Origin of the sequence: Pseudomonas pergaminensis, assembly GCF_024112395.2 — a bacterium.
Lineage (GTDB): Bacteria > Pseudomonadota > Gammaproteobacteria > Pseudomonadales > Pseudomonadaceae > Aquipseudomonas > Aquipseudomonas pergaminensis.
The window spans coordinates 6459183-6476871 of sequence record NZ_CP078013.2; the positions used below are offsets into that span (position 1 = coordinate 6459183).

12 protein-coding genes are annotated in these 17689 nt (G+C 60.8%); all 12 read left to right on the top strand.

The genetic code is table 11. From position 1 onward, the window contains the following. The first annotated feature begins 150 nt into the window (after positions 1–150). Positions 151–1170 carry a type VI secretion system protein TssA gene (gene tssA / locus KUA23_RS29545; protein WP_078050755.1) on the top strand — a complete coding sequence of 340 codons (1020 nt, stop codon included), beginning with the start codon at positions 151–153 and terminating at the stop codon, positions 1168–1170. 54 nt (positions 1171–1224) lie between these two features. Beyond that, positions 1225–1731: a type VI secretion system contractile sheath small subunit gene (gene tssB, locus KUA23_RS29550; RefSeq protein ID WP_010207547.1), complete on the top strand. Its 507-nt coding sequence runs from the start codon at positions 1225–1227 to the stop codon at positions 1729–1731. A gap of 2 nt (positions 1732–1733) precedes the next feature. Continuing rightward, positions 1734–3233: a type VI secretion system contractile sheath large subunit gene (gene tssC, locus KUA23_RS29555; protein ID WP_252993235.1), complete on the top strand. Its 1500-nt coding sequence runs from the start codon at positions 1734–1736 to the stop codon at positions 3231–3233. Between the two features lie 170 nt (positions 3234–3403). After that, positions 3404–3892, top strand: coding sequence for an Hcp family type VI secretion system effector (locus tag KUA23_RS29560; RefSeq protein ID WP_005792512.1), 489 nt, complete (start codon positions 3404–3406; stop codon positions 3890–3892). Between the two features lie 90 nt (positions 3893–3982). Further along, a complete protein-coding gene (tssE, locus tag KUA23_RS29565; RefSeq protein ID WP_005792513.1) occupies positions 3983–4498 on the top strand; it encodes a type VI secretion system baseplate subunit TssE in 516 nt (171 codons plus the stop codon). Then, positions 4495–6354, top strand: coding sequence for a type VI secretion system baseplate subunit TssF (tssF, locus tag KUA23_RS29570; RefSeq protein ID WP_078050757.1), 1860 nt, complete (start codon positions 4495–4497; stop codon positions 6352–6354). The genes tssE and tssF overlap by 4 nt, the downstream gene beginning before the upstream one ends. Continuing rightward, positions 6318–7361 carry a type VI secretion system baseplate subunit TssG gene (gene tssG / locus KUA23_RS29575; protein WP_078050758.1) on the top strand — a complete coding sequence of 348 codons (1044 nt, stop codon included), beginning with the start codon at positions 6318–6320 and terminating at the stop codon, positions 7359–7361. Before tssF ends, tssG begins: the two co-directional genes overlap by 37 nt. Then, positions 7354–10011 (top strand): type VI secretion system ATPase TssH, encoded by a 2658-nt coding sequence (gene tssH, locus KUA23_RS29580; RefSeq protein ID WP_078050759.1) that lies wholly within the window; start codon positions 7354–7356, stop codon positions 10009–10011. The genes tssG and tssH overlap by 8 nt, the downstream gene beginning before the upstream one ends. Before the next feature lie 158 nt (positions 10012–10169). Next, on the top strand, positions 10170–12110 hold the full coding sequence (locus tag KUA23_RS29585) for a type VI secretion system Vgr family protein (RefSeq protein ID WP_099493233.1): 1941 nt from the start codon (positions 10170–10172) through the stop codon (positions 12108–12110). A 14-nt stretch (positions 12111–12124) separates the two neighbouring features. Then, positions 12125–12559, top strand: a complete 435-nt coding sequence (locus KUA23_RS29590; RefSeq protein WP_021492582.1) for a DcrB-related protein — start codon at positions 12125–12127, stop codon at positions 12557–12559. Positions 12560–12571: 12 nt separating this feature from the next. Further along, positions 12572–16996, top strand: a complete 4425-nt coding sequence (locus KUA23_RS29595; protein WP_252993236.1) for an RHS repeat-associated core domain-containing protein — start codon at positions 12572–12574, stop codon at positions 16994–16996. Continuing rightward, a complete protein-coding gene (locus KUA23_RS29600; protein WP_100491872.1) occupies positions 16993–17619 on the top strand; it encodes a hypothetical protein in 627 nt (208 codons plus the stop codon). Before KUA23_RS29595 ends, KUA23_RS29600 begins: the two co-directional genes overlap by 4 nt. Positions 17620–17689: the final 70 nt, after the last annotated feature.

Sequence of the window (17689 nt, forward strand, 5' to 3'; positions counted from 1 at the left end):
ACTACACCAAAAATGCACAACTTCTTGAATACCAGTGATGGCACATTAGTGGCATCTTGCTTATATGACCAAGAAAACATGCAAAGTTCCTCGCGCAACTAATGCATGAATTGCCCGCCTTCTAACGGGCTGATAGGGAGATCAAATTCAGTGGATGTGCCGTTGCTGCTCACCGCCGTTTCCGCGACTTCGCCCTGTGGCGAAGACATGGAATATGACGCGCAATTTCTGCAATTGGAGCGTGATGCCAAGGGCCAACCCGAGCGCAGCATGGGCGACTCCATCCTGCCCGCTGAACCGCCGGAATGGCGCAGCATCCAGCAGCAAAGCCTCGACTTGCTCGCACGCAGCAAAGACCTGCGCATCACTCATTTCCTGTTGCAAAGCGCCCTCGCCCTCCAGGGTGTGGCCGGCCTGGCCGAAGCCCTGACGCTGATCGACGCCCTGCTGCGCGACTACTGGGCCGACCTGCACCCGCGCCTGGACGCTGACGACGATAACGACCCCACCGTGCGCATCAACGCCCTCACCGGCCTGACCTGCGACACCAACATCCGCCTGCTGCGCGAAAGCATCCTCACGCGCTCACGCACCTTCGGTCCGGTAACCCTGCGCGCGGCGCTCAACGCCAGCGGCCTGTTGAGCTTCCCCGATGAACAACTCGGCGCCCAGCAGCTCAATGCCGCGTTCCTCGACAGCGACCCCGAGCAATTGCAAGCCACTCGCGACGCCCTGGTTGCAGCGCGTGCAGCGTGCGAAGCGATCGAACAACAGGTCAACGATCAGGTCGGTTCCGCCCAGGGCGTGGACCTCAGTGCCTTGAAGCAACCGCTCAAGCAGGCGTTGCAGATACTCAACCAAGCGGTGCCAGGCACCGCCGGCAGCAGCGAACCCGAGGCCGTCAGTGACGACAATGCCCCCTCGGTCGACTTCGCCGCCGCCCCCGCAGCACCGCGCCCCGTTGGCGATATCGCCAGCCGCGACGATGTGCTGCGCAGCCTCGACAAGATCCTTGCGTACTACACCCGGCACGAGCCTTCGAGCCCGCTGCCGGTGCTGTTGAACCGGGCCAAGAATCTGGTACACGCCGACTTCGCGGCCATCGTGCGCAATCTGATTCCCGACGGCATGTCCCAATTTGAAAACCTGCGTGGCCCGGACGGCGAGTAAGCCGCCCGATTGCGCAGTAACAACACCGTCGCTCAAGCGACCAGGAGCAGCAACGTGGCGAAGCAAAGTTCTCAGAAATTCATCGCGCGCAACCGCGCGCCTCGAGTGCAGATCGAGTACGACGTCGAGCTCTACGGCGCCGAGAAAAAGGTCCAGCTGCCCTTCGTGATGGGTGTGATGGCCGACCTCGCCGGCAAGCCCGCCGAGCCTTTGGCGCCGGTGGCCGACCGCAAGTTCCTTGAAGTGGACGTCGACAACTTCGACTCGCGCCTCAAGGCCATGCAGCCGCGCGTGGCGTTCCACGTGCCCAACGAACTGACCGGCGAAGGCAACCTGAGCCTGGACATCACCTTCGAAAGCATGGACGACTTCAGCCCGGCCGCCGTGGCGCGCAAAGTCGACTCGCTGAACCAACTGCTCGAAGCCCGCACCCAGCTGGCCAACCTGCTGACCTACATGGACGGCAAGACGGGCGCTGAAGAAATCATCATGAAGGCGATCAAGGACCCGGCACTGCTCCAGGCACTTGCCAGCGCGCCCAAGCCTGCAGGGGACCAGTAATCATGACTAACAATACCGTCCGCGAAGGCACCCAGATCCTGGGGACCCAGACCGAAGAAGCCAGCGAGTTCGCAAACCTGCTGCTGCAAGAATTCAAGCCAAAGACCGAGCGCGCCCGCGAAGCCGTGGAAACCGCTGTGCGCACCTTGGCCGAACAGGCCCTGGCGCAAACGGACCTGGTGTCCAATGACGCGATCAAGTCGATCGAATCGATCATCGCCGCCATCGACGCCAAACTGACCGCCCAGGTCAACCAGATCATCCACCACCAGGATTTCCAGCAGTTGGAAAGCGCCTGGCGTGGCCTGCACTACCTGGTCAACAACACCGAGAGCGATGAGCAGCTGAAGATTCGCGTGCTCAACATCTCCAAGCCGGACCTGCACAAGACCCTGAAGAAATTCAAGGGCACTGCGTGGGACCAGAGCCCGATCTTCAAGAAGATGTACGAAGAAGAATACGGCCAGTTCGGCGGCGAGCCGTACGGCTGCCTGGTAGGCGACTACTACTTCGACCAGTCGCCACCCGATGTCGAACTGCTGGGCGAGCTGTCGAAAGTCTGCGCCGCCATGCACTCCCCGTTCATCGCTGCCGCTTCGCCGACTGTGATGGGCATGGGCTCGTGGCAGGAACTGTCGAACCCGCGCGACCTGACCAAGATCTTCACCACCCCGGAATACGCGGGCTGGCGTTCGCTGCGTGAATCGGAAGACTCGCGCTACATCGGCCTGACCATGCCGCGCTTCCTGGCGCGCCTGCCGTACGGCGCCAAGACCGACCCGGTGGAAGCCTTCGCCTTCGAAGAAAACACCGACGGTGCCGACAGCTCCAAGTACACCTGGGCCAACGCCGCGTACGCGATGGCGGTGAACATCAACCGTTCGTTCAAGCACTACGGCTGGTGCTCGCGCATCCGTGGCATCGAGTCCGGCGGCGAAGTGGAAAACCTGCCGGCCCACACGTTCCCTACCGATGACGGTGGCGTGGACATGAAGTGCCCGACCGAAATCGCCATCAGCGACCGCCGTGAAGCGGAACTGGCGAAGAACGGTTTCATGCCGCTGCTGCACAAGAAAAACACCGACTTCGCCGCGTTCATTGGCGCGCAGTCGCTGCAGAAACCGGCCGAATACGATGACCCGGACGCCACCGCCAACGCCAACCTGGCCGCGCGCCTGCCGTACCTGTTCGCCACCTGCCGTTTCGCCCACTACTTGAAGTGCATCGTGCGCGACAAGATCGGCTCCTTCAAAGAGAAGGACGAGATGCAGCGCTGGTTGCAGGACTGGATCCTCAACTACGTGGACGGTGACCCAGCGCACTCCACCGAAACCACCAAGGCCCAGCACCCATTGGCTGCCGCCGAAGTGATCGTGGAAGAAGTGGAAGGCAACCCGGGTTACTACAACTCCAAGTTCTACCTGCGCCCGCACTACCAGCTCGAAGGGCTGACCGTGTCGCTGCGCCTGGTATCGAAGCTGCCTTCGGCGAAAAGCGCATAACCACGAATGAGCCGGCTCTTCTGTGGGAGCCGGGCTTGCCCGCGATGCACACGACGCGGTCTGCCAGTCAGACCGCGGCGAAGCAATCGTAGGCAAGCCAGCTCCCACAGAACAGCATTGCCCATTGGGCTTAAACAAATATCGTGGCTGAGTCCACACAGGGAGAAAACATGGCTGTTGATATTTTCATCAAGATCGGCGACATCAAGGGCGAGTCCATGGACAAGGCCCACAAGGACGAAATCGACGTGCTGAACTGGAGCTGGGGCATGGCCCAGTCCGGCAACATGCACGTGGGCGGTGGCGGCGGCGCGGGCAAGGTGAATATCCAAGACCTGTCGCTGACCAAGTACGTCGACAAGGCCTCGCCGAACCTGATGATGCACTGTGCCAGCGGCAAGCACATCGACAAGGTCAAGCTGACCGTGCGCAAGGCCGGTGGCGAAAGCCAGGTCGAGTACATGGTGATCAACCTGGAAGAAGTGCTGGTCACCTCGCTGAGCACGGGCGGTTCGGGCACCGATGACCGTCTGACCGAGAACGTCACCCTGAACTTTGCCCAAGTGATGGTCGACTACCAGCCACAGAAAGCCGACGGCACCAAAGACGGCGGCGCGATCAAGTTTGGCTGGAACATCCGTTCCAACACCAAGCGCTGATAGCCCTGGCGGCCGTGGCTCCCCGCCACGGCCCCAGGCCTCCCCGCTCAACAACCGTCCCCCTCACACCCCGTCCGTGGAGCTGCTTTGGTGGTAACTGAAATCGCTTCCCGCGACCGTCTGCAACCGTCCCTGCTGGACCGGCTGACTGACGACGACCCGACCAACCCCAAGGAAAGCGCCGACAAACGCGTGCTGTCCCTGACCCAATTGAAAGCCTCGGTGCTGCGCGACCTGGCGTGGCTGCTCAACACCACGTCGTTGCTCGATGCCGATGCCACGCTGCACACCCCGGCCGGCACTTCGGTGGTCAATTACGGCCTGCCGGCGCTGGCAGGCAACAGTGTTTCAAGCGTGGATATCAAGGCCCTGGAAGCCCTGATCTACCAGGCCATCGCCACCTTTGAACCGCGCATCCTGCGCCATACCTTGCGGGTCAAAGCCCGTGTCGGCCATGGCGAGATGAATCACAACGCCCTGAGTTTCGAAATCGAAGGCGACCTGTGGGCCCAGCCGGTGCCGCTGCGCCTGTTGCTGCAGACCGACCTCGACCTGGAATCCGGCCATGTGCGTGTGGTCAACGCCGACCAGCGGAGACGCCCATGAACCCGCGCCTGCTGGAGCTGTACAACCAGGAACTGCACCACGTGCGCGAAAGCGCCGCGGAGTTTGCCAAGGAATACCCGAAGATCGCCAGTCGGCTGACCCTGTCCGGTATGGACTGCGCCGACCCGTACGTCGAACGCTTGCTCGAAGGCTTTGCCTACCTCTCCGCCCGCGTGCAACTCAAGCTCGACGCCGAGTACCCGACCTTCACCCATAACCTGCTGGAAATCGCCTACCCGCACTACCTGGCGCCGACGCCGTCGATGACCGTGGTGCAATTGCAGACCGATCCCGATGAGGGCTCCCTGACCAGCGGTTTCCCACTGCCCCGCGACACGGTATTGCGTGCCGCCCTGGGCCGTGAAACCCAGACGTGCTGCGAGTACCGCACTGCACACCCGGTGACGTTGTGGCCGCTGCAGGTCAGCAGTGCCGAATACTTCGGCAACCCCGCCGCCGTGTTGGGACGCCTGGCCGCCAGTGAGCCGAAAGCCAAGGCTGGCCTGCGCCTGACCCTGCGTACCGGCGCCGAATTGCCCTTCAACAGCCTCGACCTGGATAACCTGCCGCTGTACCTCAGCGGGGCCGACGAGCAACCCTTCCGCCTTTACGAGCAACTGCTGGGCAATGCCTGTGCGGTGTTTGCACGCAAGCCGGGTGGCGATTGGGTCGAGCGCCTGCCGCAGGATGCGTTGCGTTCCCGGGGTTTTGACGACGCTGACGCCGCCATGCCGGTGGTCGCGCGTGCCTTCCAGGGCTATCGCCTGCTGCAGGAATACTTCGCCCTGCCCCACCGCTACCTGTTCGTCGAGTTCGCCGAGCTGAGTCGCGCAGTCAAACGCTGCGACGGCCAGGAGCTGGAACTGATCGTGCTGTTCGATCGCCACGAACCGAGCCTGGAAGGCAGCGTTGGCGCGGCGCAGTTCCTGCCGTTCTGCACCCCGGCGATCAACCTGTTCCCGAAGCGCGTAGACCGCATCCACTTGTCCGACCGGGTCAACGAACACCATGTGATCGCCGACCGCACGCGGCCGATGGACTTCGAGATTCATTCGCTGAGTGGCATCACCGGCCATGGCACCGGGCCGGAGCAGCCGTTCTTGCCGTTCTATGCGGTGCGCGACCCGTCGCGCTATGGCCGCGACCAGGCCTATTACACCGTGCGCCGCGAGCCGCGCGTGCTGTCCAGCGACCAGCGTCGCAACGGCCCACGCTCCACGTACGTGGGCAGTGAAACCTTTGTCAGCCTGGTGGACAGCGGGCAAGCGCCCTACCGCCACGACCTGCGCCAACTCGGCGTGACGGCGCTGTGCACCAACCGCGACCTGCCGCTGTTCATGAGTGTTGGCAACGGCAAGACCGACTTCACCCTGGCCGACAGCGCCCCGGTATTGGCCGTGCGCTGTGTCGCAGGCCCGAGCCGTCCCCGCGCCAGCCACGCCCATGACGCCAAGGCCTGGCGCTTGATCAGCCAGTTGTCGCTCAATTATCTGTCTTTGAGCGAACAGGGCCAGGGCGCTGCGGCCTTGCGCGAACTGCTGCGCCTGTATGGCGACAGCAACGATGCAGCGCTGCAATTGCAGATCGAAGGCCTGCGCGACGTCAGCAGCAAAGCGGTGACCCGCCGCCTGCCGATGCCCGGCCCGATCGTGTTTGGGCGCGGGTTGGAGATCACCCTGGAATTCGATGAAAACGCGTTTCGCGGCACCGGCGTGTTCCTGCTCGGTGCGGTGCTGGAACGCTTCCTGGCACGCTACGTGTCGATCAACAGTTTTACCGAGACGGTGATCCGTACCACCGAACGCGGCGAGATCATGCGATGGAAAGCCAAGCCCGGACGTCGTCCGACCCTGTGAGTACCCTGGATGCGATGCATCAGGAGCCCTGGGAATACGATTTCTTCCAGGCGCTGCGCCGTATCGAGTGCGAATCGCCAGACCTGCCGCGGCTGGGCCATTCCCTGCGCCTGGCGGATGACCCGCTGCGCCTGGGGCAACAGGCCGATTGCACCTTTGCGCCGGCCACACTGGCCTCGGTCGATCCCGGTGGCGACGGCAAACCGGCGCGGCTGGAGCAATTCTTCTTTGGCCTTGGCGGCCCCAATGGCCCGCTGCCGCTGCACATCACCGAGTACGTGCGCGAGCGTCAGCGCAACAATGCCGACAGCACCAGCAAACAGTTCCTGGATGTGTTCCACCATCGCCTGCTGAGCCTGTTCTACCGGGCCTGGGCTGAAGCGAGGCCGACGGTCAGCCACGACCGCCCGGACGATGACTACTGGTCTGCACGCCTCGCCGCACTGAGTGGCCGTGGCATGCCAAGCCTGCTGAATCAGGGGCTAATCCCGGATACCGCGAAGCTGCACTACAGCGGCCACCTCTCGGCGCAAACCCGCTACCCGGACGGCTTGAAAGCCATTCTCGGCGAGTACTTCGGCCTGCCGGTGGAGATCGAAGAGTACGTCGGCCAATGGCTGGAGCTGCCCGAGCGCAGCCGCGTGAGCGTAAGTGCCAACCGCCTGGGCGTGGACTTTTGCCTGGGCAGCTTTGTGTGGGACCGCCAACACAAATTCCGCATTCGCCTGGGCCCGCTCACGCTGGATGACTACATGGGCATGCTGCCCGGCCACCAGCCGTTCAACGAGCTGGTGGCCTGGGTGGCGGAGTACCTGGGCCACGAACTGGACTGGGACCTTAACCTGGTCCTGCAACAACCCGAAGTCCCGGCGCTGCAACTCAATGGTCAGTTCCGCCTGGGCTTCAATACTTGGCTCGGCAAGCCCGAGCATGACGCCAACGACCTAATCCTGGCCCGGCATTACGCCGATCACGCCACCACCTCAAGGAATCCAGAGCATGGGTGAAATCAGTCGCGCCGCACTGTTCGGCAAACTCAACAGCGTGGCCTACAAGGCCATCGAAGCCGCCACCGTGTTCTGCAAACTGCGGGGCAACCCGTATGTGGAACTGGCCCACTGGTTCCACCAGTTGCTGCAATTGCAGGACTCGGACCTGCACCGCATCATCCGTCAGTTCAACGTGGAGCCGGCGCGCCTGGCCCGTGACTTGACCGAAGCGCTGGACCGTTTGCCGCGTGGCTCGACGTCGATCACCGACCTGTCCTCCCATGTGGAAGAAGCCGTGGAACGCGGTTGGGTCTACGGCAGCCTGATGTTTGGTGAAAGCCAGGTGCGTACCGGCTATCTGGTGCTCGGCATTCTCAAGACCCCGAGCCTGCGCCATGCGCTGCTGGGTTTGTCTGCCGAGTTCGACAAGATCAAGGCCGAGGCCCTGAGCGAACGCTTTGACGAATACGTTGGGGACTCGCCGGAAAACGCATTGAGCGCCAGCGATGGTTTCAACGCCGGCGCCGTGCCAGGTGAAGCCAGCGGTGCCATGGCGCCGAGTGCGATGGGCAAGCAGGAAGCGCTCAAGCGTTTCACCGTGGACCTGACCGAACAGGCCCGCAGCGGCAAACTCGACCCGATTGTTGGCCGTGATGAAGAGATCCGCCAACTGGTCGACATTCTTATGCGTCGTCGCCAGAACAACCCGATCCTCACCGGTGAAGCCGGGGTGGGCAAGACCGCCGTGGTCGAAGGTTTCGCCCTGCGTATCGTCGCCGGCGACGTGCCGCCAGCTTTGAAAGACGTGGAACTGCGCAGCCTCGACGTGGGCCTGCTGCAAGCTGGCGCGAGCATGAAAGGCGAGTTCGAACAGCGCCTGCGCCAGGTCATCGAAGACGTGCAGGCCTCGCCCAAGCCGATCATTTTGTTTATCGACGAAGCCCACACACTGGTGGGTGCCGGTGGCGCCGCCGGCACCGGTGACGCAGCCAACCTGCTCAAGCCGGCCTTGGCACGTGGCACCTTGCGTACCGTGGCCGCGACCACCTGGGCCGAGTACAAGAAACACATCGAGAAAGACCCGGCCCTGACCCGTCGCTTCCAGGTGGTGCAAGTCGCCGAGCCGTCGGAAGACAAGGCGCTGCTAATGATGCGCGGTGTGGCGTCGACCATGGAAAAGCACCACCAGGTGCAGATCCTAGACGAAGCCCTGGAAGCCTCGGTGAAGCTGTCCCACCGCTACATCCCGGCGCGCCAGCTGCCGGACAAATCCGTGAGCCTGCTGGACACCGCCTGCGCTCGCGTCGCCATCAGCCTGCACGCGGTGCCGGCCGAAGTGGACGACAGCCGGCGCCGCATCGAAGCGCTGGAAACCGAGTTGCAAATCATCGCCCGTGAGCATGCCATCGGTATTGCGATTGGTGCGCGCCAAACCAACACCGAGGCGCTGTTGAGCGCTGAGCGTGAGCGTCTGGCGACCTTGGAAAGCCGCTGGGCTGAAGAGAAAACCTTGGTGGACGAGTTGCTAGCCACCCGTGCAACGCTGCGTGAAAAGGCGGGCGTGGTGGACAGTGGCAACGATGAGCTGCGCGCCCAACTGGTCGACCTGCAACAGCGCCTCACCGCCCTGCAAGGCGAAACCCCGCTGATCCTGCCCACCGTGGATTACCAGGCCGTGGCCTCGGTGGTCGCCGACTGGACCGGCATCCCGGTGGGCCGCATGGCGCGCAATGAATTGGAGACGGTGCTCAACCTCGACCAGCACCTGAAAAAACGCATCATCGGCCAGGACCATGCCCTGCAGATGATCGCCAAGCGCATCCAGACCTCCCGCGCCGGCCTCGACAACCCGAGCAAGCCGATTGGCGTGTTCATGCTGGCCGGCACCTCCGGCGTGGGCAAGACCGAAACTGCCCTGGCCCTGGCCGAAGCCATGTACGGCGGCGAGCAGAACGTCATCACCATCAACATGAGCGAATTCCAGGAAGCCCACACGGTGTCGACCCTCAAGGGCGCGCCACCGGGCTATATCGGCTACGGCGAGGGCGGCGTGCTGACCGAAGCGGTGCGGCGCAAACCCTACAGCGTGGTGCTGCTGGACGAGGTGGAAAAAGCCCACCCGGACGTGCACGAGATCTTCTTCCAGGTGTTCGACAAGGGCGTGATGGAAGATGGCGAAGGCCGGGTGATCGACTTCAAGAACACCCTGATCCTGCTGACCACCAACGCCGGCACCGAGCTGATCTCCCATGTGTGCAAAGACCCGGCGAACGTGCCGGAGCCGGAAGAAATCGCCAAGGCTTTGCGCCAGCCGCTGCTGGAAATCTTCCCGCCCGCGTTGCTCGGCCGCCTGGTGACCATCCCGTACTACCCGCTGAGCGACGAGATGCTCAAGGCGATCACCCGCCTGCAACTCAACCGCATCAAGAAGCGCGTAGAGAGCACCCACAAGGTGGCTTTCGATTACGACGACGCGGTGGTCGACCTGATCGTCTCGCGCTGCACCGAGACCGAAAGTGGCGGGCGCATGATCGACACCATCCTCACCAACAGCCTGCTGCCGGACATGAGCCGTGAATTCCTCACGCGCATGCTCGAAGGCAAGGCGCTGGCGGGTGTACGTATCAGCAGCCGGGATAATGAATTGCACTACCAGTTCAACGATTGACCTGAAGAAATGCGGTAAAAACTGTGGGAGCGGGCTTGCTCGCGAAGGCGATGTGTCAGTTGACACATCCGGCGACTGATTCACCGCCTTCGCGAGCAAGCCCGCTCCCACATTTTGATGCGGTTTCGTCAGGTACAACGACATTTACGGGTTAACCGATGCTATTCAACCAAGCCTCACGCCTGGCCAAAATCACCAGCCCCCTCGGGCCGGATGTGCTGTTGCTCAATGAAATGGGTGGCGGTGAAGAGCTGGGCAGGCTGTTCAACTACGAGCTGCAACTGACGTCCCTGGACGCCAACATCGATCTCAACCAGTTGCTCGGCAAACCCATGAGCGTGGGCCTGCAACTGGCGGACGGTGGCGAGCGGCACTTCCACGGCATCGTCGCACGGTGCAGCCAGAACATCGATCAGGGCCAGTTCGCCAGTTATCAGGTGACGCTGCGCCCTTGGCTGTGGTTGCTCAGCCGTACCTCCGATTGCCGGATTTTCCAGAACCTGAGCATCCCGCAGATCATCAAGCAGGTGTTCCGTGACCTGGGTTTTTCCGATTTCGAAGACGCCCTGAGCCGGCCATACCGCGAGTGGGAATACTGCGTGCAGTACCGCGAGACCAGCTTCGATTTCGTCAGCCGCTTGATGGAGCAGGAAGGTATTTACTACTTCTTCCGCCATGAGCAGGACCGCCATGTACTGGTGCTGGCCGATGCCTACGGCGCCCACACCACGGTGCCGGGCTACGCGTCGATCCCGTACTACCCCAAGGACGAGCAGCAACGCGAACGCGACCATATGCACAACTGGCACCTGGCGCAGGAGGTGCAGCCCGGCTCGCTGGAGCTCAACGACTACGATTTCCAGCGCCCCAGCGCCAGCATCGACGTACGCTCGGCCATGCCGCGCCCACACACCGCCGGCGACTACCCGCTGTACGACTACCCCGGCACCTACGTGCAGAGCGAGGACGGCGAACACTATGCCCGCACCCGCATCGAAGCCCTGCAGACCCTGCATGAACAGATCGAGTTCAGCGGCAATGCCCGTGGCCTGGGTTCGGGCCATTTGTTCAGCCTCACCGGCTTCAGCCGCCAGGACCAGAACCGCGAATACCTGATCGTCGGCTGCCGCTACTACATCGTCCAGGAAAGCCTGGAAAGCGGCGGCGGTTCGGGCTCGGCACAGTTCGAAAGCAGCCTCACCTGCATCGACGCCCAGCAGAGCTTCCGCCCGTTGGCCAGCACCCACCGCCCTATCGTCAAAGGCCCGCAGACCGCGCTGGTGGTCGGCCCCAAAGGCGAGGAAATCTGGACCGACCAGTACGGCCGGGTGAAGGTGCATTTCTATTGGGACCGCCACGACCAGTCCAACGAAAACAGCTCGTGCTGGATTCGTGTGTCGCAATCCTGGGCAGGCAAGAACTGGGGCTCGATGCAGATTCCACGGATTGGCCAGGAAGTGATTGTGAGCTTCCTTGAGGGCGACCCCGACCGGCCGATCATCACCGGACGGGTCTACAACGCCGAGCAGACCGTGCCTTACGACCTGCCGGAAAACGCCACCCAGAGCGGCATGAAAAGCCGTTCGAGCAAGGGCGGCACGCCGGCCAACTTCAATGAAATCCGTATGGAGGACAAGAAGGGGTTGGAGCAGTTGTATATCCATGCCGAGCGTAATCAGGACATCGTGGTCGAGGTCGATGAGAGCCATTCGGTGGGACATGACCGCAACAAGAGCATCGGCCACAACGAGACGGTGACCATCGGCAACAACCGCCTGCGCATCGTCAAGCAGGAAGACATCCTCTCGGTGGGCCAGCGCAAGACCGACAGCATCAGCCAGAGCTATGTGATCGAGGTGGGCGAAAACCTGCGCCTGGTCTGCGGTGAAAGCATCCTGGAGTTGAACGCCAGCGGGCAGATCAACCTCACCGGCGTGCAGATCAGCTTCTATGCCAGCGGCGATGCCGAGTTCAACACCGGCGGCGTACTGCACCTGAACAACGGCGGCGGCCCCGGCGCCACGCCCGATGGCCAGGGCCAGAAAGGCGCCATCGACGCCAATATCAAAGCCGCGTTCCCCGCGCCTAAAAGCTCCTGACGAGACCTGTTTTCATGACGTATCGAATTAACGAATTCCAGTTCCAACTGCCGGCCAGCGAGCTGCAGGACGCGACGATCAATATCCTCAAGTTCCCGGAACTGGGGACTTCACTGATCGTCAGTCGCAGCTTGCTCGCCGAGGGTGAAACCCTGCACAGCAATTTTAATGACCAACTCCAGCGCCTGGAAAAACAGGTGCAGGATTTACGCTATCAACCCGGTGTCGACGTGCGTTTGGGCGCGGCCCAAGAGGTGGAAGGCATCGAGCTGCGCAGCCAATTCAACAAGGGCAATGACAAGGTGTTCCAGTATCAGCTGGCGCTGGTGCTACCGGGTACGCGCAAGATGCTCGCCTTGAGTTACGTGAAGGCCGACAAGCTTGGGGATGCCGAGGCAGCGCACTGGGCGTTGATCAAAAATTCGCTGTCGTTCGACGCTGTTTCCTGATGAGCTGCCTGCATGTCTGACGCGTTATGGGCGGCCCGGATGGGCGATGCACTGACCCACACCTCGATGATGGCGGATATCCTCGGCGGCGTGCTGGAGGTGGCGGCCAACGTGGCGATCACGGCACTGGCGACTGCCGCAGTCGCGGCCGCCGTGGGGGTGACGATTGCTACCGCCGGTATCGGCGGCTGCATCCTCGGCGCTGTGGTGGGCATTGTCGTCGGCATGGCCATGAGCAAGACGGGGGCCGACAAGGGCCTCAGTAAGATGTGCGAGAGTTTCGCCAATGCGCTGTTTCCACCGGTGGTGGAAGCCACGATTGCGGTGGGTTCGACCGACACGTTCGTCAACAGCATTCCGGCTGCGCGGGCCGCGGGCTCCATTCCTTCGCACGTGGCGCCCGCTGGTACGGAGCTTGAGCAAGCGCCGCCGGAGCCCGACCCCGAGCCAAAACCCGAGCCTGGCTTCCTGGACATGGCCGAGGGTTTCTTCTCCCAGCTATGGCGGCCCACCGTCGCCACGCCTGCACCGGGTGTGGTGCCGGCCCTCACCGACATGGTCCTGTGCGCCCGCCATCCGCCCATGCCGCCACAGCTTCTGGCCGAAGGGTCTGACAAAGTCACCATCAACGGCCAGCCCGCCGTGCGCAGCGGTGATCGCAGCATGTGCGAGGCGACGGTGGTGTCGTCGGGGCTGATCTCGCCAAACGTCACCATTGGTGGTGGGACAGTGGTGGTGCAGGAAATTCGCAGTGGGAAGACCCCCGGCGTTGGCTTGGCGATTGAAGCATTGATGATGCTTAAAGGAGCCAAGGGCAAGACGCTGAGTAATTTGCCGTGCATGTTGTTGGGCGGTGTCAGCTCCTTTGCCGTGAGCCAGGCCATCGGCGCCATGACAAACGCCGCCATGTCTTCACTTAACCCCGTGCATACCGCGACAGGCGCCAAAATACTGGGCGGCACGAATGAGTTGGATTTTGTACTGCCAGGTGCGTTGCCCATGGCCTGGCAGCGCGTCTATAACAGCCACGATATACGCACAGCAGGGCTCTTCGGCGCGGGCTGGAGCGTTGCCTATGAGGTGAGTGTCGAAATCCTGATGCATCCTGAAGGCGGCGAGGAGCTGATCTATACAGATGAGCAAGGGCGGCGTATCAACCTGGGCTCGCTTGTGCCAGGCAGCGCAATGTTCAGCCCTGCAGAAGTACTGAGCTTCAGGCGCCATCACAACGGTCAGTTATTGATCGAGAGCGATGATGGGTTGTATCGCCTCTTCGATCTCACACCAGGTTCGACCACGCACCTTCGGTTGAGTCAGTTGGGGGATCGCAATGACAATCGGATTTTCGTCGGTTACCACGAGAACGGCCGCATTGCGCGCCTGCGGGACACATCGAACCAGGTCCAGGTTGAGCTGGTTTACGACCAGGATCGCCTGGAGCGAATCGAACGCCTGTACGCCGACCAGCCGCGTGAGGTTCTCGTCAGCTACCGCTACAACGCGATAGGTGAATTGGCGCAAGTAAGCAACGCGTCCGGCGAGGTTCAGCGACGCTTTGCCTACGACGCCGGTCGCAGGATGATTGAACACCAACTCCCTACCGGTCTGCGCTGCTTTTATGAGTGGGGGCACATCGACAACACTGAATGGCGAGTAGTACGACACTGGACCGACGAGGGCGACGCCTACCAATTCGAGTATGACTTGCAAAAGGGCATCACACGCGTCACAGACAGCCTGCAACGTGTCAGTACTCGTCAGTGGAATGCCCAGCATCAGATAATCGCATTCACCGACAATCTGGATAAAACCTGGCTATTCGAGTGGAACGACGAGCGTCAGTTACTGAGCGCTACGGACCCTCAAGGGGGGCGCTACGAATACAGCTACGATGAGTCCGGCAACCTGACGGCTGAGACGGATCCACTCGGGCGTAGCGTATCCACGCTTTGGCTGGAGCATTGGTCGCTGCCACGCACACAAACCGACGCCGCCGGTAACACTTGGCAGTATCGCTATGATCAACGCGGTAATTGTGTCGCCGAGACCGACCCGCTGGGCCATATGACCCGTTATCGCTATAACGCACAAGGCCTGGTGGTGGAGGTCATAGATGCAACCGGCAAAAGCAAACAGTTGAAATGGAACACGCTCGGGCAACTGACCGACCACTTGGATTGCTCGGGATTCCCGACTCGCTTTGGCTATGACCCTCACGGGTACTTGCAGGTGATTACCAATGCAATGGGCGAACGCACGCAGTTCCAGCATGACCGCCAGGGTCGGCTGATCAGCAAGCAATTTCCGGACGGTCGAACCGAATATTTCCAGCGCGACAGTGCCGGCCTACTGCTGGGTCATACAGACCCTGCGGGGCACACGACTCTTTACCAGCACAATCGCAGGGGCCAGGTCTGCCAACGTACGGATGCACAGGGTCGCCAGGTTAGCCTGGGCTATGACACGTTCGGCCGGCTACAGTCGTTGAGCAACGAAAATGGTGAGCGCTATCGGTTCACCTGGGATGCCTGTGATCGGATGATCCAGCAACAAGGCCTCGACGGGGGTACAAAATCCTACGCCTACGATGGGCTGGACAACCTGATCCGCGTGACGTCCACTCCAGCGCCTTATGGCACCGGGCTCGCAATTGTCTCCCAAGCACCTGAAGCACCGATCATTCATCAATTGGAACGCGACGCCGTTGGACGACTGATCGCAAAAGTCACGGATGATGGTCGCACCGAATACCAGTACGATCCACTGAACCAACTCAGCGCCGTCACGTTCAAGGATGCGTCGGGCGCTGAGCAGAGCCTTGGCTTTGCCTACAACGCGCTCGGCCAATTGCTTGAGGAACACAGTGCCTCTGGCAGCCTTCACCATCGCTATGATGAACTCGGCAACCTGATACAAACCCAGGTGCCTGATGGCCGCTGGCTCAACCGCCTCTACTACGGGAGCGGTCATTTGCACCAGATCAATCTTGACGGCGACGTGATCAGTGACTTCGAGCGTGACCGACTCCATCGTGAAGTCTTGCGCACTCAGGGCCAGCTTAGTACGCGCAGCGACTACGACCCCGTCGGCCGCCTACGTGCTCGCATACGCCGTCATGACAGCCAGCCCGCCTTGCTGTCACCCGATATGCAAAGACAGTTCGAGTACGACCCGGCTGACAATTTGATCGGAAAGCTCGATCAGCGGCCCTCTGCGCGCCATCAACAACTGTTTCATTACGACGCAACAGACCGCCTTATCGCGAGCCAAGACTCTTTGTACGGCGCTCGTGAGACCTTTGCATATGACGCAGCAGCCAACTTGCTTGACAGCGTCAACCCCAGCCAGGGGAAGGTGCTCCACAACAGGTTGGTCAGCTTTCAAGACAAGCGTTATCGCTATGACGGCTTCGGCCGAGTAATCGAAAAGCGCAGCGGGCGATACGGTGTACAACGGTTTAGCTATGACGCCGAAAGCCGCCTGGTAGAAGTACGCAATGAAAAGGGCCATGTGGTTCGGATGGTCTACGACGCGCTGGATCGGCGTATCAAAAAGACCGAACAGGATCGCAATGGTTATACCTTGAGCCAAGTCAGCTTCATTTGGGACGGTCTGCGACTGCTCTCAGAGACGCAAAATGAACGCAGCAGCCTCTATGTCTATCTCAATCAAGGACACGAGCCCTTGGCGCGAGTCGATGGATTGGGCGTGCACAAGAAGACCCGTTATTACCACAACGACCTCAATGGCTTGCCCGAGCAATTGACCGAGAGCGATGGAAACATCGTCTGGAAAGCGATCTATCAGGTGTGGGGTAATACCGTTAGTGAAGAACGGGAACCCTACTATCTGGAAGATCAGAATATTCGCTTCCAAGGCCAGTATCTGGACCGAGAAACCGGACTGCACTACAACACGTTCCGCTTTTATGACCCCGATATCGGCAGATTCACTACAGAAGACCCGGTTGGATTGCTGGGCGGCATTAACCTCTATCAGTACGCCACCAACCCTCTGGGCTGGAGTGACCCACTGGGCTGGTGCTCGACGAAGCTAGGCAAGAACATGGGGGCTCGCAAAGGTGACGGTATGGCCAACCATCACCTGATACCCGAGGAGCTGATCAAACACAAAGAGTTCGGCAAAATGTTCTCCAGGCTGAAAAAGATAGGTTGGGACCCGGATGGCGCCTCCAACGGTGCTTTCCTGCCAGGATCAAAGGACCTTGCCGCTAAAACGCAGCTTCCTGGACATTGGTCGAACCATAACAAGTACACCGATGCTGTCAGGGACAGGCTCAGGAGCTTGAACAAACAACAAGCCGGGTTATCTGATATGGACCTCGCACTGGAAGTCTCGAACATCCAAAAATGGGCGAGCGGCGGGCTGCAGAATGGCCTCTTCAAAACTGATGCAGTTACAGGACGACTTTTATGACCGGCGCCAGCGCTGATTTCTTCATCGTGAACTACCACACCAACGGGACGGATGCGCCCAGCTTCTTTGAGTCGGACTGGACTCCTGGCGTCCCGGAGTTTCATTACCCTTCAGAAACACCGGATGAGAGTCAGTTTGCTAGCGCTTATAAAGTCAAGGCCAAGATCAAGGAGTTGAAAGCGGACCTCATGATTGAGGAGTTGCTGGCGACAGATGCCGTCTTGAACATCTGCGCAACGCTCGAAATTCCTCATATCACGCGTCAGGTCGAGATAGAGTTAAAAGGAAAAAAAACACCTGAAAAACGCTACAACCTTTTCGTTCCGACCGCCCGACTCAGCCTGCTTGATCTTGAGCATTCGGTATTCACCATCGACCGCGACAAATACACCGGCAAACTCAAGACACCAGAAGAAAGTGATGTACCCGCTATCGTTTTTGAGTCCATCGAATCATTCAAGATAAAACCGGGTATTCATCAACACCTGTTTCTATGCACGGATATTAACGAAACGGTCTGTTCGGCTGAATTCAAGGCGATGTTCGAATCCAAGGCGCTCTTTGGGCTAGCGTTCACACCGTTGGATGCCACTTATAAATTTGATCCTTGGGGTGAGTTGTAACCGGGAGGTTACTACTGGCCAGACATTCTCCAGCCTACAAAAAATGGGCACCCGACCCAGTCGGCGTGCC